Annotated in this window: 19 protein-coding genes and 1 pseudogene; 11 read left to right on the top strand and 9 right to left on the bottom strand. The window is 46.0% G+C overall.

From position 1 onward, the window contains the following. Positions 1-413 (top strand): annotated as a pseudogene (locus ACTS60_RS01975) (IS5 family transposase); the annotation flags it as partial. A gap of 1,168 nt (positions 414-1,581) precedes the next feature. Here ACTS60_RS01975 and ACTS60_RS01980 read toward each other — a convergent pair. The 4 genes from ACTS60_RS01980 to hemC are packed head-to-tail and all read right to left on the bottom strand — an operon-like array spanning position 1,582 to position 5,661. Continuing rightward, a complete protein-coding gene (locus tag ACTS60_RS01980; protein WP_440886920.1) occupies positions 1,582-2,763 on the bottom strand; it encodes a heme biosynthesis protein HemY in 1,182 nt (393 codons plus the stop codon). Further along, positions 2,763-3,974, bottom strand: coding sequence for a uroporphyrinogen-III C-methyltransferase (locus tag ACTS60_RS01985; RefSeq protein WP_440886921.1), 1,212 nt, complete (start codon positions 3,972-3,974; stop codon positions 2,763-2,765). Before ACTS60_RS01985 ends, ACTS60_RS01980 begins: the two co-directional genes overlap by 1 nt. A gap of 17 nt (positions 3,975-3,991) precedes the next feature. Further along, on the bottom strand, positions 3,992-4,720 hold the full coding sequence (locus ACTS60_RS01990; protein ID WP_440886922.1) for a uroporphyrinogen-III synthase: 729 nt from the start codon (positions 4,718-4,720) through the stop codon (positions 3,992-3,994). 2 nt (positions 4,721-4,722) lie between these two features. Beyond that, positions 4,723-5,661: a hydroxymethylbilane synthase gene (gene hemC / locus ACTS60_RS01995; RefSeq protein WP_440886923.1), complete on the bottom strand. Its 939-nt coding sequence runs from the start codon at positions 5,659-5,661 to the stop codon at positions 4,723-4,725. A gap of 348 nt (positions 5,662-6,009) precedes the next feature. Between hemC and ACTS60_RS02000 the strand changes: the two genes are divergently transcribed. Continuing rightward, positions 6,010-8,538, top strand: a complete 2,529-nt coding sequence (locus ACTS60_RS02000) for a class I adenylate cyclase (protein WP_440886924.1) — start codon at positions 6,010-6,012, stop codon at positions 8,536-8,538. A 68-nt stretch (positions 8,539-8,606) separates the two neighbouring features. Here the strand turns inward: ACTS60_RS02000 and cyaY are convergent, their stop codons facing one another. Beyond that, the gene (cyaY, locus tag ACTS60_RS02005; RefSeq protein ID WP_440886925.1) at positions 8,607-8,921 is read right to left on the bottom strand and encodes an iron donor protein CyaY; all 315 of its coding nucleotides are present in this window, start codon (positions 8,919-8,921) and stop codon (positions 8,607-8,609) included. Between the two features lie 74 nt (positions 8,922-8,995). Between cyaY and lptM the strand changes: the two genes are divergently transcribed. The 7 genes from lptM (at position 8,996) to ACTS60_RS02040 (ending at position 16,257) form a co-directional block, all read left to right on the top strand. Further along, a complete protein-coding gene (lptM, locus tag ACTS60_RS02010; RefSeq protein WP_440886926.1) occupies positions 8,996-9,112 on the top strand; it encodes an LPS translocon maturation chaperone LptM in 117 nt (38 codons plus the stop codon). 60 nt (positions 9,113-9,172) lie between these two features. Continuing rightward, positions 9,173-10,426 (top strand): diaminopimelate decarboxylase, encoded by a 1,254-nt coding sequence (gene lysA, locus ACTS60_RS02015; RefSeq protein WP_440886927.1) that lies wholly within the window; start codon positions 9,173-9,175, stop codon positions 10,424-10,426. 10 nt (positions 10,427-10,436) lie between these two features. Continuing rightward, a complete protein-coding gene (dapF, locus tag ACTS60_RS02020; RefSeq protein WP_440886928.1) occupies positions 10,437-11,267 on the top strand; it encodes a diaminopimelate epimerase in 831 nt (276 codons plus the stop codon). Between the two features lie 20 nt (positions 11,268-11,287). Continuing rightward, the gene (locus ACTS60_RS02025; RefSeq protein ID WP_440886929.1) at positions 11,288-11,992 is read left to right on the top strand and encodes a DUF484 family protein; all 705 of its coding nucleotides are present in this window, start codon (positions 11,288-11,290) and stop codon (positions 11,990-11,992) included. Next, positions 11,958-12,899, top strand: coding sequence for a tyrosine recombinase XerC (gene xerC, locus ACTS60_RS02030; RefSeq protein ID WP_440886930.1), 942 nt, complete (start codon positions 11,958-11,960; stop codon positions 12,897-12,899). The genes ACTS60_RS02025 and xerC overlap by 35 nt, the downstream gene beginning before the upstream one ends. Positions 12,900-12,913: 14 nt before the next feature. Beyond that, positions 12,914-13,630 carry a 5-amino-6-(5-phospho-D-ribitylamino)uracil phosphatase YigB gene (gene yigB, locus ACTS60_RS02035; RefSeq protein ID WP_440886931.1) on the top strand — a complete coding sequence of 239 codons (717 nt, stop codon included), beginning with the start codon at positions 12,914-12,916 and terminating at the stop codon, positions 13,628-13,630. A gap of 140 nt (positions 13,631-13,770) precedes the next feature. Further along, on the top strand, positions 13,771-16,257 hold the full coding sequence (locus tag ACTS60_RS02040; protein WP_440886932.1) for an EAL domain-containing protein: 2,487 nt from the start codon (positions 13,771-13,773) through the stop codon (positions 16,255-16,257). A gap of 91 nt (positions 16,258-16,348) precedes the next feature. Here ACTS60_RS02040 and ACTS60_RS02045 read toward each other — a convergent pair whose 3' ends face one another. Both ACTS60_RS02045 and ACTS60_RS02050 read right to left on the bottom strand, forming a co-directional pair. Then, positions 16,349-16,945, bottom strand: a complete 597-nt coding sequence (locus tag ACTS60_RS02045) for a tRNA-uridine aminocarboxypropyltransferase (RefSeq protein WP_440886933.1) — start codon at positions 16,943-16,945, stop codon at positions 16,349-16,351. Next, a complete protein-coding gene (locus ACTS60_RS02050; protein ID WP_440886934.1) occupies positions 16,945-18,495 on the bottom strand; it encodes a COG3650 family protein in 1,551 nt (516 codons plus the stop codon). Before ACTS60_RS02050 ends, ACTS60_RS02045 begins: the two co-directional genes overlap by 1 nt. 39 nt (positions 18,496-18,534) lie before the next feature. Between ACTS60_RS02050 and ACTS60_RS02055 the strand changes: the two genes are divergently transcribed. Continuing rightward, positions 18,535-19,005, top strand: coding sequence for an EVE domain-containing protein (locus tag ACTS60_RS02055; protein WP_440886935.1), 471 nt, complete (start codon positions 18,535-18,537; stop codon positions 19,003-19,005). A 69-nt stretch (positions 19,006-19,074) separates the two neighbouring features. On the opposite strand, the gene ACTS60_RS02060 is transcribed toward ACTS60_RS02055, so the two are convergent. Next, positions 19,075-19,899 (bottom strand): Cof-type HAD-IIB family hydrolase, encoded by an 825-nt coding sequence (locus ACTS60_RS02060; RefSeq protein WP_440886936.1) that lies wholly within the window; start codon positions 19,897-19,899, stop codon positions 19,075-19,077. A 181-nt stretch (positions 19,900-20,080) separates the two neighbouring features. Continuing rightward, entirely contained in the window at positions 20,081-21,061 is a 981-nt protein-coding gene (locus tag ACTS60_RS02065; protein ID WP_440886937.1) for an alpha/beta fold hydrolase, read from the bottom strand. Between the two features lie 65 nt (positions 21,062-21,126). On the opposite strand from ACTS60_RS02065, the gene rhtB reads away from it, so the two are divergent. Continuing rightward, on the top strand, positions 21,127-21,744 hold the full coding sequence (rhtB, locus tag ACTS60_RS02070; RefSeq protein ID WP_440886938.1) for a homoserine/homoserine lactone efflux protein: 618 nt from the start codon (positions 21,127-21,129) through the stop codon (positions 21,742-21,744). Position 21,745: the final 1 nt, after the last annotated feature.

The raw sequence follows: 21,745 nt of genomic DNA on the forward strand, positions 1-21,745 counted from the left end.
AGCGGGGGCAACTCTGCCAAAATTCACTTAGCCGTGGAAGTGGTGGCCTGCCGATTTGCTTTGATTTATCAGAAGGACAACGCCACGATATAGTGCATGCCGAAAGCTTAGTTGAGCAACTCGATGAAGTTAATACCATCGTTTGTGATAAAGGATATGACAGCGAACCTTTCCGCATTTTTGTTAAGGAGCGTGGCGGAGAAACAGTAATTGCTAAACGCAATTACGGACAAGATATAGACAAAGACAGTATGGATTGGTGTCTATACAAGTATCGTCACTTGGTCGAAAATTCCTTTGGGGAAATTAAGCATTATCGAGCTATTTCAAGTAGATATGACAAGCTAGAAAGGAATTATGCCAGCATGTTATCGCTGGCATTCATGTTAATGTGGCTACCGATGTATTGTTGAACGAGAAATTGCACAGCAAAGATCAACACGCCCTAGACTTGTGATCAAGAGACAGCCCTTTTAGGGGGGTCACACAAAGCCACCTTCTTTAGAAGGTGGTAATTTACTTTTTGAAATTCCAATGTTGGCAAACCCTACTGCGGAGACTATAGTCAATTGGACAAAACAATTGTTCAACCTTTGCAAGTGACACCAAATTTAGTAATTGATATTTAACGGTAATTTTTGATTCTTTGTGCGAGAGGTAGCTTTCAAATCCCTATCTCTCCGCCACTATTAAGAAGCCTCGCTAGAAATAGCGAGGCTTTTTTCATTTCAGCGCAAACTGGGAATGGTAGGGATTTAGTAAATCCCTAGTTGTGCGTAACCCCGAACCTCAGACAATACATAGAAAGCCCGCTGAAAAATCAGCGGGCTTTCGTCGTTTCTGATGCTTGGGAAGTAGCTTAAGACATCTGAATCAACCTCCTAGCCGAACGCGAGCCACAAACTAATCGCCTTTACTCTTCATCTATTGAGAAGTGTTGTGCTAAGCGTATCTCCTCGCTGCAGTATTCAATGTGTATTAGCGCTTCTGAACGCCTTCTGATATTTACTGCCGATGGACATGAGTCTTTGTTTTAGCTTTTACAACAAACGCTATCTTGGGCTCTCTCATCGAACTGAGTACATAACATCAGTTAGTTAATGTATTCAGTTAATTCTCTCTATATCAATCCAATGTAGTTATGTTCTGCGAGTACAGAGTTGCCTTCTTAGTCATACCAATTCCATCAATTATCTGCACATTCTTGTTGGTTAAAATCACTTATAACGGTGTTAAAGATTTTGTAGGTAGAGTAACTAGCTAGCTGCAATCTTTGCCTTGTTCTAAGTGATTTTACCGGCGCAATTTTTTGAACATCTAATTAACGGAATTGGTATCATTTAGATTAAATCATTCTGTTTTGCAGAAAGTGCTCGAGATTGTTTCACGTGGTTCTTAATGACACGAAGAAGTGCCGTTTGGAATGAATGACAGAAGCTTTGATGATTGTTTCTAATGAAGAATAGTCAGCAGAGGGAGCACAGCTTTTGGGTAGTTAGTTGAAGCAATAAAGGGGCATGAGGAATTGCAGGCAATAAAAAAGCCGACAGTTCACTGTCGGCTTTCTACTTCCTGCATCGCTTAGTTGTTTTGAACTAGCGTTAAGGCTTTGCGAGAGACCTCGTGAGCCGCTTTAGTCAGGTTTTGCTTCTCTAGTGTATCTGCTAGGAATGCGTAGTCAGATACATCTGAGTGAAGTTTAAGAGCGACTTCGAACTGTTGCTGTGCTTCTTGCCATTTTTCTTGGCGGAATAGAAAGTGCCCTAGAGCACTGTGAGCAGCCGCATTATCCGGTTCGCGTTTCAATACACCTTCTAAGAACACGATTACAGGGTGGCTGTCTGATAAATTCAGCTCAGGCAGTAGTCGGTATAGTTCAGGTGTTGGATGCTTCTTCAGTGCTTCTTTGAGCACAGTGAAGGCTTCGGAATCGGCTTTACGTGAGATTAGTTCTCGTGCGAAGCAAGCAATGAGGTGTGCATCTTGTTTTACTTTACGTGGTAGACCGTTCCAGTGTGAGATAAGACCTTCACTACCTTGTTGTTGCGCAACTTCGTGTAGCAAACCGCACTGTGCTTTCTGAATCAGCTCCGTTTGCTCTTCCTCTGTTACTAGTTTGGCTTTGGTTAGTTGAGGCATTAGGTCAATCAGCGGTTGCCATAACTTAAGCTGCATGTAAGTGGTTTTTAGCAGGTTAAGAACAATCGAGTTATTCGCGTACTGACCTTTTAGTGCTTGCAACGTATCAAATGCAGATTCGAACTCGTTATCACGAATAAACTGTTTAGCTCGAGTCAGCTCTACCGCCAGGTGCGCATTTTCTTGCTGGCTTGCCAGTTCTAGATACTGGTCACGCTTGGCTTTGTCACCTTGACCTTGTGCAGCCTCTGAAGCCACTAGGTAGCATAGAAGAGGCATATCGTGGTGATTTGCCCAGCGTGTCACTTTCTTCTCTGCACCTTTCCAGTCACCTTCAAGTAGCTTGATGATGCCTTCGTTGGTGTAGCGACGAGAGCGACGCATTTTGCGCACGCTGAAGTAGTTCCAAGTGCTTGAGCTTGCGTAAACCACTTTCTTGACTGCGTATTCTAAGAAGAACAGTGCCGCCAATGCTGCAATCACGAAGATCACTAGGGTGGTTACGCTCATCTCAATGGTTTTGTTCGCGATTGAGATCAGGACATAACCCTGCTGACCTGAGAATTGAGTGCCAACGAATAAGCCAGCACCAAGAACAACAAATAGGAAAATAAGACGAACCATTACTTATCCTCCGTACCTGTCATTGTGGTTACTTCACGGCGTAGGCGTTCACGAATCACGTCTGAGAGTTGGTTTTGGCTTTCTAGTTTCGCAGGATATTCAACTTGAATGTCTTGCTTGCTCAGCTGGCTCAGTGTTTTGTTGAACTCCTTCACCGAGTTGTCGTCTTGGTTGAAGAATGCCATTGCCCACTTATCTGCCGTTTCCAAAGAGGTGGTGTAGATTTCGCCTTGCTCTTGGTAAACCGCTTTAATTGCCGTCTCTAACTTCGCTTTGATGTTTTCTTTCAAGTAGAAGTGTTGTTGTGGGGACAATAGAGGGATTACGTTGCCGTCACGAGTACGGAAGGTGATGAAGTTTTCAGAGAAGTCTTTCAATGACGTCATCAGATTATCTTGCCAGTTTGCAATGTCTTCAGACACTTGCTGCTTTTCTACCGCTGCTGCTTCTGGAAGCAAAGCATTCGCTAGTGGTAGTTTGTCGACTTGCTGTTGCAATGCGGTGAGGCGCAATACCAACCCATCACGGTCTACCAAAGGTACAACACGTAGCTTAGTAATGTCGTTTGCCATTGCTTTACGCAGACCGACTAGGCTTGGATCGTTCAGCGCAGCGATGCGTTGGTCCGCGCTTTCCATCAATTGAGTCGCGCTTTCTACGTCGTGCTCTAGGAACAATTTACGACCTGCTAGTTTTACGAGATAGTCAGCTTCTGCCAGTAGCCAGTCGTTTGGACGACGACCCTTCACATCAGCAACTGCCAGTTGTAGGCTTTCGATGCTCTTTTGTTGCTGACCCAGTACCACTTCTGCTTTGTGAGTCACAGTGGTCGCTTTCTCAATGGTCTCTTGTTTTACTTGGCTAAGCTCCTGTTTCATCGCTGATTGAGCTTGCTCTAGTTGGCTTTGAAGCTGAGCGATCTGAGTTTGGTATTCAGATTGCTGCTCAAGCATTTTGTAAGTCAGACCACCACCAAAAATCAGTGATAAGACGATTGCAACAGTACCCAGCTTCACGCCACGTTTGCCTTGCTTCTCTTCAAACTCAACTTTGTTTGGTTCTGCTGGTTTGGTTGACTCAGCAGGCTTTGATTCTGCATTACTCGGCTCAGATTCCTTTTTAGGCGTGTCTTTTTCAGCTAGCGGTGCCGATGTGGTTTCTTCGGAAAGGTTTTTATCGTTATTCTTTTGGTCGTTATTTTTACTTGTCATGCCTATATCCTGTGTAGCTAGGGCTGGAGAGCAGCCAGTAGTTCTTGGTTGGATGCGCTTCCTGTGCACCTGACCTGAGTGAAGCCCCTTTGAATTGCGATGTCAGCGATTCGCTGACTGGGGATATACAACTCTTGTTGATTAAGCCAAGCCAATTGCTCTGGCGTCAATTGGCTACACAAATAATCCAGTTGTTCACCACTGGTGACGATAATCTGGTCGATTTGCTGGGTTTTCCATTGTGAGACACAGCTTACTGGATCGAATGGGATAAATTCTCTCTTATAAGTCTCACAATAGTGAACTTTTGCTCCACGTCTCACCAATGCATCTTTTATCAGCTCTCTTCCACCATTACCGCGAAGAATAACAATGGTTTGCTTATCTACATTGTTTAACTCGGGAAGCTGCAACAAGTGCTCACTATCACTGACTTGGGGATAGTGTACTTTCTGTTGGGTGCATTTGCTCAAATAGTGTGCTGTTTTTTGACCAACGGCAAGGTATCGAGCCTGCTTGGGCCATGATTTAGCATTGTTAAGCAAGATTTGCTCAGCGCATTGCACCGCATGTTGGCTTACCGCTATGATGATTTGAGCAGTTTTGATGTATTTGGAGAGTTGTGTGTCACTGAGATCGGCGACGATGTCGATCAATGGATGATGAATTGCAGTTTTTCCGTGCCTTTCGAGTAGAGAGCAAAGCGCACTGCCTTGCTCTCCCGGACGAGTGACCAACACTGCCATGATTATTCGTGGTCTGCGTACAGTTTGGTTAGGATGTCGCGCGCACCGTTTTCAAGTAGCTCATTAGCAAGTTGAACACCAAGTGCTTCGGCATCATTGCGGTGACCACGAATCTCACCGCGTACAATTAGGCTGCCGTCTGGTTCACCAACCAGTGCGCGCAGCCAGATGTTGTCGCCATCAAGCAGCGAGTAACTGCCGATTGGTACCTGACAACCACCTTCAAGAGTGAGGTTCATTGCGCGCTCACAGCGTACACGGTCTGCTGTATCTTGGTGATTTAGTGGCTCAAGCAGCTTGAGTAGACGTTCGTCATCCACGCGACACTCAATACCTACTGCTCCTTGACCTACTGCTGGCAGTGATTGTTCAGGCTCGATAAAGCTACGGATACGCTCTTCTAGCTCAAGGCGTTTCAGGCCAGCCGCTGCAAGAATGATTGCGTCGTATTCACCTGCATCTAGCTTACCTAGACGAGTACCTACGTTGCCACGCAGCTCTTTGATAACTAGGTCTGGGCGGTATTCTTTTAACTGACACTGACGACGCAGGCTACAAGTACCTACAACTGCGCCTTGTGGCAGTTCATCAATGTTGTTGTAAGTGTTAGATACGAACGCATCACGTGGGTCTTCACGTTCACAAATCGTCACCAAGCCAAGACCTTCTGGGAAGTCTACTGGCACATCTTTCATTGAGTGCACCGCAAGGTCTGCACGACCTTCAAGCATTGCCACTTCTAACTCTTTAACGAATAAGCCTTTACCACCGACTTTTGCTAGCGGCGTATCCAAAATGATGTCGCCTTTGGTCACCATAGTGACGAGTTCCACTTCAAGGCCTGGATGAGCGGCTTGGAGGGCATCTTTTACGTAGTATGCTTGCCATAGAGCAAGCGGGCTTTTTCGAGTTGCAATGCGAATTGGCGTAGATTGTGTCATGGTCTTCTCAATGCTGTTTTAGTTTTGCTTAATCCTACCACTCAACGCGTGAAAGTCTTAATGTTAGTTGGGCTTCTCTGGGAGGCAGAATTGGAATTACATGACGTTATGAAAATAGTGTGACTAGATTCTCATTTAGACTAAGGACTATTATTAGTTATAGGCGAATACAAGCGACACTACGGCGCTATCAATTTTTGCGACTAGTGTGGGGTTTTTAGACCACAACTATTTGCGGGTGGAAATCTTTACCAACTCTGATGAAAGTGTTAAATTGATCACGTTTTTAGGCCATTTTGGTTTAAAACATCAGCAGATTTTCGTGATTGTTCAACCAAGGAACTTCCCTTGCAGGCTTACACCCAAAAACTCATTCAGCGATTAGATAATCTTAACCAGCAACGTATTGATCGTGCGCTGGCGCTTATGGATTCGCAAAGCCAGCAAGTATTCCACTTGATTCCTGCCTTGTTGAACTACAACCATCCTGTGATTCCTGGCTATTACGATGCCGATGTACCTTATGGTGTATTTGGTTTTGAGTTGAATCAACTTCAGCAACAATTCCTAGAAGATACTCAGTTAACGATTGGTCAGCCGCTCGAAACCGCTGAGCGACCAGCGATCCTTGGCTTGTATACCATGGGTAGTACATCGTCTATTGGTCAAAGCACTTCAAGTGATTTGGATATCTGGGTATGTATTTCTCCCCAGATGGATAACGACCAGCGTGAACTGTTGACTAACAAATGTTTGCTGATCACCGACTGGGCGCAAAGCCAAGGTGTCGAGGCGAACTTCTTCTTGATGGATGAAGAGCGTTTCCGCAGTAATCATTCAGAAGAGATGACCGGTGATAACTGTGGCTCTTCTCAGCATCTTTTATTGCTGGACGAATTTTACCGCTCCGCTGTGCGTCTCGCAGGCCAACGCCTGTTGTGGCAAATTGTGCCACCAGAAATGGAAGAGTGTTACGACGAGTATGTTGCACAGCTCTGTAAAGATGGCTACATCAACTGTGATGAGTGGATCAACTTTGGTCAGCTTAACCGCATTCCTGCTGAAGAGTACTTCGGCTCGAACTTGTGGCAGCTGTACAAGAGTATCGACTCTCCATACAAGTCGGTGTTGAAAGCGATCTTGCTTGAAGCTTACTCGTGGGAATACCCGCATACGCAACTTCTTAGCATCGACACCAAACGCCGCTTCTTTGCCCACGAGCCTGACTTGTACGGCATGGATGCGTATTACTTGATGCTAGAGAAAGTAACGCGCTATCTAGAGCGAATCCAAGACGACACACGTTTGGACCTAGTTCGCCGCTGTTTCTACCTTAAAACCCATGAAAAACTGTCTCGTGAACCTGATGTAGGCTCCGTGGCTTGGCGTCGTGAAGCTTTAAGCGACATGATTGCGAAATGGGATTGGGATGAAGCAGTATTGGCAGAGCTCGACGATCGCCGTAACTGGAAAGTAGAACAAGTGAAAGTCGTGCACCATGCGCTGCTGGATGCTTTGATGCAAAGCTACCGTAACTTGATCCAGTTTGCGCGTCGCAATGATATTACTTCAGCAATCAGTCCCCAAGACATCAGTATTCTTGCGCGTAAGCTGTATGCCGCATTCGAAGTGTTGCCGGGTAAAGTGACATTGCTTAATCCACAAATCTCACCTGATTTGCACGAGCCCGACTTGAGCTTCATCGAAGTGAAAGAAGGGAGTGTGAACAAATCAGGCTGGTACTTATACAAGCAACCACTGATCGCGCATCGCATTCTTGGTCAGCCTTGTCTTGAACACCATGAATACTTGAGCAAGCTGGTTTCTTGGGCGTTCTTCAATGGTTTGATTACAGAATCAACCCGTTTGCATGCCGTGGTGCGTGAAGCGCAGTTAGACATCGATAAGTTCTACCAAATGGTGAGCGACTTGCGTAACACCTTCTCACTGCGTAAACGTCGTCCAACCATGCAAGCATTAGCGAGCCCGTGTGAAATCAGCCAAATGGCGATGTTCATCAACTTTGAAAATGATCCAACGGCGGCATTGTCTGGGCGTTCACTCAAGGTGGATGTGAAGAATACCGATATCTTCAGCTTTGGCCCTGAGCAAATTAACTTAGTCGGCAGTGTCGATTTGGTTTACCGTAACTCATGGCACGAAGTGCGTACGCTGCATTTTAAAGGCGAAACCGCAATGCTGGACGCGCTGAAGACTATTCTTGGCAAAATGCACCAAGATGCAATTCCGCCAGAGTCGGTGGATGTGTTCTGTTACGCGGAAAACATGCGTGGCGTGATGCGTAATATGGTTTACCAACTCTTAGCAGAGTGTATTGATTTACGTTTGAAGCCCGTTGAACAAGAGAAACGTCGCCGCTTTAAAGCAATGCGTCTTGGGAACCAGACTTATGGCTTGTTCTTTGAACGTCGTGGCGTATCGGTGCAGAAGCTCGAAAATTCAGTCGATTTCTACCGTAGTATCTCAACCAACAAGTTGAAAGGCTCACCGCTATTGATGCTGGATCGTGAGCAAGAGTACCAACTACCAGAAGTAGTGGATGGCTTTGCGAGTGAAGGTTTGGTGCAGTTCTTCTTTGAGGATACCGATGACGGTTTCAATATTTATGTATTGGATGAGTCAAACCAAGTCGAAGTTTACCACCAGTTCAGTGGTTCAAAAGATGAAATGATTGCGTCGGTGAACAGCTTCTACACCTCGGTGAAAGATGACAGCCGTGTCTCGTCGAAGTTTATTAACTTTAACTTGCCGCAGTACTACCAAATCATTCATCCGGAAGAGGGTAATACTTACATTATCCCTTATCGTAATGACGGTTGTACGCCAACTCGTACAACTAAAGCAGTAAACGTATAAATATAACAAAAGAGCACCGGGGTGCTCTTTTCGTTTTTTGTGGTTGGCTAGCTAGAAAAGCAGGTGGCTTATGCCCAATCTATCGCTTCGCCGGCATGCTTCTCACACTCTTCTTTTACCATCTCAAATAGCTCCATGCCTGTTTTAGAGCAGGTCCATTTGCTATCGATAAGCTTGAAGTGGAAACCACCTGACTTCGACGCTAACCAAATCTCATGCATTGGCTCTTGGCGGTTAATGATGATTTGGCTGCGGTCTTCAAACTCCAATGTCATAACGTTACCAGACACCTCGTAATCAATGTCTGCGCCTGATTCATCGATGGATTCTTCGATGATTTGCATCTGCGCATCCACCAGTTGATGAAATTCAGTATCGTTCATCCGTCTATCCTATTGCTTTTCTTGAGTGTGGTGCGATTATAGGGGGCATTGAATCAATAATCACGATATGCAAAATGAAAAAACTACTTACTGTGTTGTTTGTGATGGTGGCTGCTACCTTAGCTGGTTGTGGACAGTCAGGGGATCTTTATATTCCAGATGATGCTCAGAAGAATGAGCAATCACAATAACGAATTTATAGCATCATACATTTAGGGTTTAGCAGTCGAATTAATTAAGGGAAGCGAATTTTGGATTACTTCAACTATCAGGATGATGGCCAGCTTTGGGCCGAAGACGTCTCACTCCAAGCTCTTGCCGAGCAACATGGCACTCCTCTTTATGTTTACTCACGCGCGACGCTAGAGCGTCACTGGAATGCGTTTGATAGCGCAGTGGGTCAGCATCCTCATCTTGTTTGTTATGCAGTAAAAGCAAACTCTAACCTTGGTGTATTGAATGCACTAGCTCGTTTGGGTTCTGGCTTTGATATCGTTTCGGGTGGGGAGCTTGAACGTGTTATCGCCGCTGGCGGTGATGCTAAAAAGGTGGTGTTCTCTGGTGTCGGCAAAACACCAGCAGAGATGAAACGCGCGCTGGAGCTGGGCATTAAATGCTTCAATGTGGAATCAGAACCTGAGCTTGAGCGCTTGAACAAAGTTGCGGGTGAGCTGGGTGTGATCGCACCGATTTCTCTACGAATTAACCCTGACGTAGACGCAAAAACGCACCCTTACATTTCGACTGGTCTACGTGATAACAAATTTGGTATTGCTTTTGACCGTGCACCTGCGGTGTATCAATTTGCCCAGAGCCTGCCAAACCTCAACGTGCAAGGCATTGACTGCCACATTGGCTCTCAGTTGACAGAGATTGAACCTTTCATCGACGCTACAGACCGTCTACTGGCTCTGATTGATGATTTGAAAGCACAAGGCATCAATATTCGTCACCTCGATGTAGGTGGTGGCTTAGGTGTGGTATATCGTGATGAACTGCCACCACAGCCTTCTGATTACGCCAAAGCACTGCTAGGTCGTCTAGAAAATCATCAAGATCTGGAATTAATTTTCGAACCAGGCCGAGCAATAGCTGCTAACGCAGGTGTCTTGCTCACGCGTGTAGAGTTCCTTAAGCATACAGAGCACAAGAACTTTGCCATCATTGATGCGGCAATGAATGACTTGATGCGTCCAGCACTTTACCAAGCATGGCAGGACATCGTGCCAGTTTCACCACGAGAAGGTGAAGCACAAACTTACGACTTAGTAGGGCCTATCTGTGAGACGGGTGACTTCTTGGGTAAAGATCGAGCACTAGTGCTGCAAGAAGGTGATCTACTCGCGGTTCGCTCAGCTGGCGCCTATGGTTTTGTTATGTCTTCGAACTACAATACTCGTACCCGAGCGGCGGAAGTGATGGTGGATGGTAATCAAAGCCACCTTGTTCGCCAACGTGAGGAGCTGACCAGTTTGTGGCAGCTGGAACAGATTCTACCGGAGTAACACACAACAAATGCATTTCCACTTTTCCAAAATGCACGGTTTGGGTAACGACTTTATGGTCGTCGACTGTATCACCCAAAACGTGTTTTTCTCGCAAGATTTGATCCGTCGCTTGGCGGATCGTCACACGGGCGTTGGTTTTGACCAATTACTCGTGGTTGAAGCGCCTTATGACCCAGAAACTGACTTTCACTACCGTATTTTTAATGCGGATGGCAGTGAGGTTGAGCAGTGTGGTAATGGCGCTCGCTGTTTCGCGCGTTTTGTGCGTTTGAAAGGACTAACTAATAAGTACAGCGTCAGTGTTAGCACCAAGAAAGGTAAGATGATTCTTGATGTGGAAGATGATGGTGATGTGACGGTGAACATGGGCGTACCAGAGTTCGAACCGAATAAGATTCCTTTCAAAGCAAAGCAGAAAGAGAAAACCTACATCATGCGTGCCGGCGAGAAAACCCTATTCTGCGGTGCAGTGAGCATGGGTAACCCGCACGTAGTGACTGTGGTTGATGATGTAGATACGGCTGATGTGGAAACACTTGGTCCTCTGCTTGAATCACATGAACGCTTCCCTGAACGAGTGAACGCAGGCTTTATGCAGGTTGTGGATCGCAATAACATCCGTTTACGTGTGTATGAGCGTGGCGCAGGTGAAACTCAAGCTTGTGGTAGTGGTGCGTGTGGCGCAGTGGCAGTAGGCATTCTGCAAGGTCTACTTGATGAGAACGTGAAAGTATCGCTTCCGGGTGGTGATCTACGTATTTCTTGGCAAGGGCCGGGTAAGCCACTGTTTATGACTGGCCCAGCAACTCACGTATTTGATGGTCAGTTGTCGTGCTAGTTGAAGAACAAGAAAACCAAATGTCACAAGTCGAAGCAGATGCCCTAACAGCAGAAGTTGTCGCCCAGTATTTGAAAGACCATCCGGACTTCTTTGTTCAGCGTCCGGAACTGATTGATCGTCTATCAATGCCACATGCGGATTTAGGTACGGTCTCTTTGGTTCATATCCAAATGAACCGCCAGCGTCAACGCATTGAAGAGCTGGAAGAAGAGATCACCACACTGATGTCGTTGGCGGCGAACAATGATCGTACTTTCTACGAGTTCATGGATCTGCAAGGACAAATCCTAAAGTGTGGTGACTTTAAGCAAGTGATCAAAGCTATTGAACTGAAAGCCAAAGACCTTGGTTTGAGAGCTTATGTTCGTTTGTTGAGTCAGTGCGATGCATCGACTCAACTTAGCAAGGAAAGTTACCAACGCTTTGCCACTAACCACCTAAACGGCAAAGAAGCGTACCTAGGTCGCTTACGTAAGGTGGATCGTGAAGCTTTGTTTGGGAATATGAATGTTCCAGAAATGGGTTCCTATGTGGTGTTGCCACTCGTAAAACAGCAGACGCTTGGCGTTTTAGCGTTTTCTAGCGAGGAGGGTGGCCACTTCCAACCAGATATGGATACTCTGTTTTTGCGTCATCTATCCTTGGTAGTGGCACATCTCGCTCAAACATTGGTATGGCAAAGTCACAATGACGATAACTCCCAACACTCCTCTGCCAACTAGCCTTCAAAAGCCTCTTGAACGCTTCTACGAATTCCTGCGAAGCGAAAAGGGGCTTAGCCTGCACACTCAACGTAACTACAAGCAGCAACTGGAAACCATGGCTCACCATTTAATGGAAATGGGCTTGAATGATTGGTCGCAAGTTGATGCTGGCTGGGTGCGTCAGTTGGCAGGTAAAGGCATGCGTGAAGGCATGAAAGCCAGCAGCTTAGCGACTCGCTTGTCTTCTCTACGTAGCTTCTTTGATTTCCTAATCCTGCGTGGGGAAATGTCAGCCAATCCCGCTAAAGGGGTATCTGCGCCACGTAAAAAGCGTCCATTACCAAAAAATTTGGATGTGGATGAAGTTAATCAACTGCTCGAAGTGAATGAAGACGACCCGCTAGCAGTGCGTGATCGCGCCATGATGGAGTTGATGTACGGGGCAGGTTTGCGTTTGGCTGAGTTGGTTAGTATTGATGTTCGTGATGTTCACCTCAGAAGTGGTGAACTGCGAGTAATCGGTAAAGGTGATAAAGAGCGCAAAGTACCGTTCTCTGGTATGGCAACCGAATGGGTCGGGAAATGGCTGCGTGTTCGTGGTGATTTAGCCGCATCGGGAGAGCCAGCCTTATTTGTCTCCAAATTGGGTACGCGAATTTCACATCGCAGCGTGCAAAAGCGCATGGCTGAATGGGGGCAGAAGCAGTCGGTGGCGAGTCACATCAGTCCGCACAAACTGCGCCACTCGTTTGCGACACACATGTTGGAGTCGAGTAATAACTTACGTGCGGTGCAAGAGCTATTGGGTCACGAGAATATCTCGACCACGCAAATCTATACTCACCTAGATTTCCAACACTTAGCGCAAGCCTATGATCAGGCGCACCCGAGAGCACGTAAGAGAAGCGACGACAAGTCCGATTAACTCCAAGGAATACCATGAAATTCTACCGCCGCATTGCGTCTGTAAAGGCGATGACGTTTGACCTTGATGACACCCTCTATGACAACTATCCAGTGATAGTACGAATGGAGCGTGAGCTGTTGTCTTGGCTTAAACATCATCATCCGGCGGTGGCTCATATGGACAAAGCCGATTGGTTTGCACTCAAGCAACGTGTCGCTGCGCAACAACCTGAGCTAAAAAACAATGTCACGTTGTGGCGCTTGGTGCAGCTTACTCAAGCCTTCTACCAAGCTGGTTATGATGCCGCCGCCGCACATGCAGCTGCGCAAGCAGCAGTCGATGTCGCTTTGGATTGGCGTAACCGTTTTGAGGTTCCACAGCAAAGCCTTGATGTGCTTGCTGAACTAGGACAAGAAATCCCGTTGGTGGCCATCACCAACGGCAATGTGGATATAGACCGAATTGGTCTCACGCCTTATTTCCAGAAAGTGTTGAAAGCAGGACCAGATGGTTGTGCGAAACCCGCTCCGGATATGTTCACTAAAGCACAACAGTATTTGGATTTACCAGCCGAACATATTCTTCATGTTGGCGACCATTTAGTCACCGATGTTCAAGGTGCGAAGCAGTCGGGCTTTGCTGCGTGTTGGTTTAATGATATGAATAAAAATGTCATTAAACAGCCTCAAAGTCGTGCGTTACCCGATGTCGAAATCAGCTACTTACAACACTTGCTCACACTTTTGTAACGACAATCGCATTAATGTATTGAGTCTTTAATATTAGTCTGGTCAAGCCCTATAAACCCACGTAAATTACTAAGCTAACAGTAAAAATGTCCTTTCAATAATACTAAAGGACGATAAGCGATAGGGTGTCATTTCAATACATGCGAACTTATTCTCAGTTGATTCATGACCAGAATCAGCTCAATGATTTTTTAGGCACAATTTCGTGGCAAACAAGCAAGCAGTACTTGGTGCAGCTACTCTCTACGCAATCGCGAGAAGAAGCGACCAGTTTTGCTCAATGTTTGTTGGAAGTTGTACCTCATGCGCATGTTATTGGTCACAGTGCCCGAACACTGATTTATTCAGGCGATATATTTACCGATGGTAGTTTGCTAATTGTGAGCGAGTTGGTAGACACAACACTTACCTCTGCTGTTCAACTCTACTCTTTTTCTCCCGACATTGATGGTTATGATTTAAAACAATCACTTGCTTTGCGTGATAACTCAAAAGCCATTATCAGTTTCTCTGTCCAAGTTGAACGTCGTGATTATCCCATTTATCGAAGCTTTTCTACTGATGATCCTTCTCTATCGGGGGGCTTAGCACAAGCGAATGACGATGGTTGCTGGGTTCTGTTTCAAACTGAGTGTTACGAATACGCTGCTGTGGCAGTTGCGATGCATAGCGAGACACTTAAAACGTGGACCAATGCTTATTCGGAGTGGAATCCTGTAGGTATGCCTCATCAGGTCACTGAAGCGAAAGGAAGTCGGCTGTTTAAGTTGGGTAACAAAACGGCTTACGAAGTGTATAAACGATATCTTTCAGATGGACGTGAACTGACGTTTGGCCAGTTGATTAATTTCCCTTTATATCGTGAGTCGGTGGGTAGGAAAGAAGTTTGCGCGGTCGTAGAAATTCATTCTGATGGTAGCATGACATTTGATAAGTCTTGGTGTGTTGGGGATGAAGTGCAGTTTTGTTACAACCATCCTTCATTGACTCTAGAACAGGTGAAGCATGGCGTTCTTGAGTTGATGATGCATCAGCCAGAATCAGTGATGATTTACAATTGTGCATCGCGTTTAGATTTTATTGATGGCAGCTCAGAGGTCAAAGCTTTCGCCGATATTGCCCCGACATTGGGCAGTTATTGTATGGGGGAGCTGCACCGAAATAATGGTCAGCAAGAAATATTGCACCATAGCTTGACCTACCTAGCACTGCGAGAGGGAGATGAGGTCGACTCTTTGAGCGTGCTTGGTGATGAAGTCAGCAGTTCAATCTCTCCTTTGTTTAGCTTAATACGAAATGCGATTAGCGATCTCAATGAAATGAATACTCATATGGAGTATCAACTTGAGAGGCAGGCTCGGAAGTTACACGAGAGCTTTAGGCGTGATACTCGAACAGGCTTAAGAAACCGTGTGGCTTTGCAAGAAGCGTTGAATGCCCTAGATGACGAAGAACACCTGTTGACGTTAAAGCTGCTTAATTTTAGCCACATCAACGAAAAGTATGGTTATCGAGTGGGCGACCAACTACTTAATGACTTATCTCTTCATTTTAGTAACCGTCTACGTAAACGCTTGGGTAAACCTGCCGCCTTGCAGCTGTACAGCATAGGAGTGGGTGAGTGGGCATTTGTGTTTAAAGCTGATGCTAGCAGTGAGGTTATCAAACAGCATTTCACTCGCTTTGCTGATGCGGTTGAACAGACAAACTTTGAGTCACGTGGTTTGCTGAATATTGATTACCTCACTGTCTCACTGTGCGGTGGTTTGGTCAGCCGTCGAGATTTTCCAAATGCCACGACAGATGAACTGCTATTGAAAGCGATAGAGGCCCGCCGAGCTGGGGTGAGAAATAATACTCATATATGTAATGCCAAGGACGTAGAGGTAAATGAAGATGTTCGTAGAGAGCAGCTTGGTTGGCTGAGCTGTGTGAGTCGCGCCATACTGCAACAGAATATTGTTACTTACAGCCAGCCCATTGTTCATGCTTATAGTCATCGACCAGCAAGCCAAGAATGTCTCGTCAGAATTGTTGAGGAAGATGGTTCTATTATTCCTCCTGGACGATTCCTCCCTATCATCACAGACACCCATCTATACACTCGCTTGAGTCGTCATATGATCAGAAATACTTTGGGTTATATGCAGGACAAAGAGGGCGATTTCTCTATTAACTTATCGCCTCAAGATTTTTTCAGTGACAAAACCTTAGCGGTGCTTGAGCGCTCAATATTAAAGCTCAATGACCCTCGTCGTTTAGGTTTAGAGGTATTGGAGTCGGAGCAAATCAAGGACTATGGGCGAATGATTGAGGTGTGTAGTCATTTCAGAAAGCTTGGAGCCCGCATTATTGTTGATGACTTTGGCGCTGGGTATTCCAACATTGATGAGATTCTTAAGCTGGAACCGGAAGTAATTAAAATTGATGGAAGCTTAATCAAGAATATAGACCAAGACCCTAAACAGCGGAAGATTGCTTCGCAGTTGGTACGTCTGTGTCAGGTGTTTAATGCGCAAACTGTAGCGGAGTTTGTTCACAACGAAGCGGTTTGCAATATTGCTCAAGACATGGGTGTTGATTATCTGCAAGGTTATTACTTGGGTGAGCCTACTCGCTTGTTCTAATCCATTCGCCGACTCACGCATTTTGTTTCACGTGAAACCGTATCTACAAAAAACGCAGCGATTAGGCTGCGTTTTTTGTATTGGGGGAAAGTTAGCTTTTGAACTCGTGCCCACTTTTCTCAGCTTGGAAGCGAGGAAGGTATTGGTCAAATAAGCTTAGCATCTGTTGTTGATTTTGTGCTTCACCGAGTTGCCCCAACAGTTGAGCTGCGACTTCGAAAGTGCATAAGTTGCCTTGTTGCTGGTTACGACGCAGTTGATATTGAGAATCGGCTTGGGTGGTTAGGCCCATCATCGCGACGCCTTCTAGCCAACGGCTCTTGTTTATTATCTTGCGCGCTTCTTGCCAGGTTGCATCAACAATGATGTACAGCGGTTGTCTGTTTTGCTGATTACTTTGCTGCTGCACTTGTTCAAGTGTCAGGCTTTCTTCACTTGGGAATAGCAATACTGGCAGCAGGCTTGGATCGGCAAGTGTTTCTAATAACTCCGCTGGTGGCGTTTTTCGGTCCCACACCGTTTGAGTGACATTCAGCTGGCACAGTGTGAGTAGCTTGCCAGTGTTGGTGTCACGTGTCAGCTCATTAGGGTGCATCAACAGCATCAGCACATGTTTACTGTTTAACTTAGGCAGCAGTGAACAGATGCAATTGAACTGAAAGCCACATTGTGGACAAGGCTGTGCCATTACAAGCGCACCCCTTCACGGACGGGGCTGATACCATCGGAGAACAGACGTACGCCGCTCACTTGTTCTTTGCTCGCTGTTGGTGCCAAGCTTGGGTTGATTGGATAGCTCACGCCGGTGTATTGCATCACGTGTTGATTTGGCGTTGCACCGCCTCCACTGACATTAAAAATCAGATCGCGCCAACCATGTGAGGTTTGATGACCAAGCATAATTGGGCTGTGTACTAGCGTCATTCGGCTGTTGAAACGCCACTCTTTTTTGTGGTTTTCAAACACGAGTAGGGTACAACCGCCAGAACCACACCAATCGAGCTGAACGAGCAGCTCTTCATCACCATCGCTATTCAAATCGTAAGTTAACCAACGGTATTGGTTGTTACTCGGGTTGGTTTGATGAATGAAGAAGTAGTTGCGTACTGCAGCGTCCACTTCTGAGTTGAAATCCGCACTGGAAGGAACATCAGCTGCACCAATTGGATCGTTGTTGCGCTCTGCCGCAGGTTGTTCTGTGCCTGAGTTACGAACTGTTGCTGGGTAAAGCACAAGGCCATCATCGGCGATAGGGTAAACGACATTCCCCACTTTTTCTTGTGTTGCTTTTAGTTGATTACCATCTCGCATAAACAAGCGCTCAGAAACGAGTCGCTGCCGTTGATGATGGGTCATCACCACTTGGACTTGCGATGGGCTCAGTTGTTGCCAGTAGCCGCACTCAACCAATGGTGGCTGGCCGTCTGAGTAGCTGTATTTGGTGATGGCACTGTGGTCGCTGTTCAGTGTCATCTGCACTTCGAAGCCTTGTGATTGGGTCGATGTCGCGACGTAAGTATTCACCCACTCCAATGTTGAATCTACGTTGGCAGCCATGCCACAGCCTTGGTAGGTTTTATCGCCATGCTCTAGTCTCGCCTTCCAACCGTAAAGGGAGTCACTCATGGTGTCAGAACACAGGTTTTCGGTCATGTGTAGCTTGCCAGTATCAAGCTGATAGGTTCGCTGGCGAGGTTGCAGTTTGCTGCTGTCGATCTCGAGCGTCTCGCTCGGTTTGCCCATTTGTTGGAACTTTAGTGTGTTGCCTTCAAAGCTGGCGGCCCAAGAAGGTTCATTACCAAAAATTCTTGTTGGTTTGTTAGCATGGTGGCAGCGATGCGGATTTTCTGTGGTGAGGAAGTTTACCTGCTCAACCACAAAGTTAGCATCGAAATCTGCAGAGAAACCGTCGACGCCTGGTGGGTTGAGGTGACCAATCACTTCACCATACATGGTCTGATAAGGTTCATTGGTGATTGCCACTGCACGTTGTATTTGTTGTAGCGACAGTTGTAGCCAGTATTGTTTGTCACTGCCACAAGGTGTGATGTATTGGCTCTCGTGCCCAATCACCACTTCACCACGCAGCATAAAGGTTTGAGGTAAGATGGTTTCCGGCTTATCTAGGGATGCAGGCGGGGTGGTTGGAGTATCTGCATCGGACTGCTGCGGCTGCATGCTGCACGCTTGCAGGACCAGCAGTGTGGCTACTGCCACTGGGTTTTTCAAAGCCTTCATGTTATATCTTCCTCATTACAATCTGCATCGGATGGCATTATGGCATATTGGTTATTTAAAACAGAACCAGATACCTTTTCTATTGACACGCTTCGAACCCAAAAGGTTTCATGTTGGGAGGGAGTTCGTAATTATCAGGCGCGTAATATGATGCGTGACCAAGTTAAATTGGGCGACTTGGTGTTGATTTACCATTCTTCTTGTAAGAATGTAGGTGTGGCGGGTATTGCCAAAGTCACTCGTGAAGCGTATCCCGATCATTTCCAGTTTGACCTAGAGAGCGACTATTACGATCCGAAATCTGCCCCAGAAAACCCACGTTGGATAATGGTCGATATCGAGTTTGTGCGTAAGACCGAGCACTTGATTCCGCTGTCGGTCATGAAGGCGATGCCAGAGCTAGAAAACATGCCACTAGTGAAACGCGGCAATCGCTTATCGATTATGCCGGTGAGTGAAGAAGAGTGGCAAGCGATCCTCGATAAAGAGAAGCTACCAAGTCAGCGATAAAAGAAAAGGGCTGCATGGTGCAGCCCTTTGTGATTTTGTCGATAACCTATTGTTGATAGCCAATACAGGTTATAGCAGATGATCTTGCAAGTAGTGCGCAACTGCATCGTCGGCGTTACTGCCGATCACTTCATTGTTTGGCAGGGCTTTCATCACTTTCTCGTGAGAGGTGCTCATAACCAATCCTTTACCCGCCATTGATAGCATTTCTACGTCGTTCATGCCGTCACCAAATGCAATGGTGTTCTCTAATGTTAAACCAATGGATTCTGCGACAGCTTTCAGCGCATCACCTTTAGAAACACCAGCACTCATCACTTCTAGGCACCAAGGTGTTGAAAAGGCAATGTTCAATTTGTCCCCAAACTGCTCAAGTAACTTGTTTTCGAAAGTCACCAAGTGTTCGTGGTCTTGAGCTGGATGAGTGAAGAAAATTTTCGCAATACCATCGGTAGGAGCATTATCTTCATCGTACAGTTTATAAGTGAACTCTTCGTGGAAATCACGTAGCTGTTCGTCGTCTTTGTTCAACAACCAATCGTCGTTCTGGTACATGTGGATAAGTATTTCTGGATCCGTTTTGATCGTGTTGATCACCGGTTGTACTAAATCTGCAGGTACGTTCTGGCTGTACATCTCTTGATCGTTTTGGTCGTGCACACGCGCGCCGTTTGAGGTGATCATGTAAGCTGGGATCCCGACGGTTCGACGAATACTTGCCACATCTACATGATGGCGACCTGTTGCAAAGACAAACGTGTAGCCTTGCTCGTGCAGTGTTTTTAGCGTCTCTTTTGAGTAAGCGCTTAGCTGGTGGTTAGGTGCGAGTAACGTGCCATCCAGATCTGAGGCAACGATTTTGGTGATCTCTTTGCAAGGTAGCGATGTGCTCATGAAGCCCTCGTAAACGGTTCGGATAGAGTAGAACAGGTTGATTACACACGGAGCGCAGTAGATTGACTGGGTCGTACTGCTCCGAGTGCGGGGGAACATGGAGCAGTCTACGCCAAAATAAGGAAAAAAAAGAGGGTAAATCGGTGCCCTCGTATTTCCTCTTTAATCCGTTTTGTTGCTGTTACTTGCGCATAAAGGCAAAAATTGCGTCTAGTGCTTGGTTACGATATTGGTCTTTTTCAAATAGGATTTCGTGCTCAGCACCTGCGATAGAAACTAGGCTCGCTTTAGGGTTAGTTTTGCTTAGTTTGTCTATGAAACGCTTTTGAGCTTGATTACTTACGATGCGGTCATTACCAGATTGGAGTAATAAAACCGGAATTTTCAACTGACGAGTTAATAAAATGCACTGTTTGGCCGCCATTAAACTCTGCCATACCCAACGTGTGCTAGGGCCGCCAACTTGTAGCTCTGGTTTTTTACTGTATAAACGGCGAAACCAATGATAGCGGTCATAACTTTGGCTCAATGGGTTGTCTTCAAATGGTTTTGGGTAGTATGCCTTATGACCCGGTGCATAGGTTGGGCTGGGGGAGACTGCGGCTAATATTTGACTAACAGGTATCGCTATTGGGCTCAAGTACCACGGCAAACGGATGCCAAACATAGGGGCGCTGAGAATTAAGCCATCAAAGGCGTGGTTTGTATGCGTTTGCAAGTAGCGTGTTGCTATAGCGCCTCCCATTGAATGAGAAACAATAAAGCGTTGTTGGTATTGGCTTAAATCTAACTGCTGCAATACCAGCTCCATATCTTCAATGTAGTCATTAAAGTCGTAGACGTGACCCATGTCTGAGTCTGAGATGAGTCGTTCTGATAAACCTTGTCCACGATGATCAAATGAGTAGATGTCGTAGCCTTGACGATAGAAGTCATAGAACAACTCTTGATACTTCCACGAAGACTCGATTCGACCATTTACGAAAAAAATGGCTTTGGTATGTTCAGGATGGGTCAGTTTGCACCAGTAAATATTTTTTTTCTCGGTGCCTTTTATAAAGCCGTCTTGACGTTTTTGCCAAAGTGCTGCGATCGGGCCACCTATTGCTTGCTCAAATAAGGTCTCTTGAGTATAAGTCAAAGGTGAATGGTTAATGGCCATTAGTCGATTACCTGAAGATACATTGTTTACGCGATGTATCATCGAAGAAAGTGTGAGGAAATGCAATGGATACCCATGTTTGGTTAGCCTATGTGGTAACAGCAATCGTTTTTAGTCTGGCTCCGGGTTCGGGTACCGTCAACTCAATCAGCAATGGTTTAAGTTACGGCACGCGTAAGTCTCTGGGGGCTATTGTTGGTTTACAAATCGGTTTGGCGATTCATATTGCTTTGGTTGGTGCTGGTATTGGTGCTTTGGTCGCTCAGTCTGCGACGGCGTTCAGTGTCATTAAATGGGTTGGTGCCGCTTACCTAGTATGGCTTGGCATTCAGAAGTGGCGTGATACCTCTAGTCTGGTAACGCCAGAGACTCATAAAGCGATGTCAGGTAAGTCATTATTGTACAAAGCCATTCTTATCAACCTGACTAACCCAAAATCGATCGTGTTCTTAGTGGCGCTGTTTCCACAGTTTATCGACCCTGCAAAAGATCAGCTAACTCAACTGCTCGTTTTGGGAGTTACTACCGTCGTGATTGATGCATGTGTGATGCTTGGATATACAAGCTTGGCCGCACAAATGGGACGTTTTATTCGTTCAGATAAGATCATGGGCAAAATAAACAAAGTATTCGGTTCAATGTTTATGGGATGTGGTGCATTATTAGCGGCTGCGAAGTCATAAG

The organism is Vibrio sp. WZ-1 (assembly GCF_052037695.1).
In the GTDB taxonomy this organism is placed as follows: Bacteria; Pseudomonadota; Gammaproteobacteria; order Enterobacterales; family Vibrionaceae; genus Vibrio.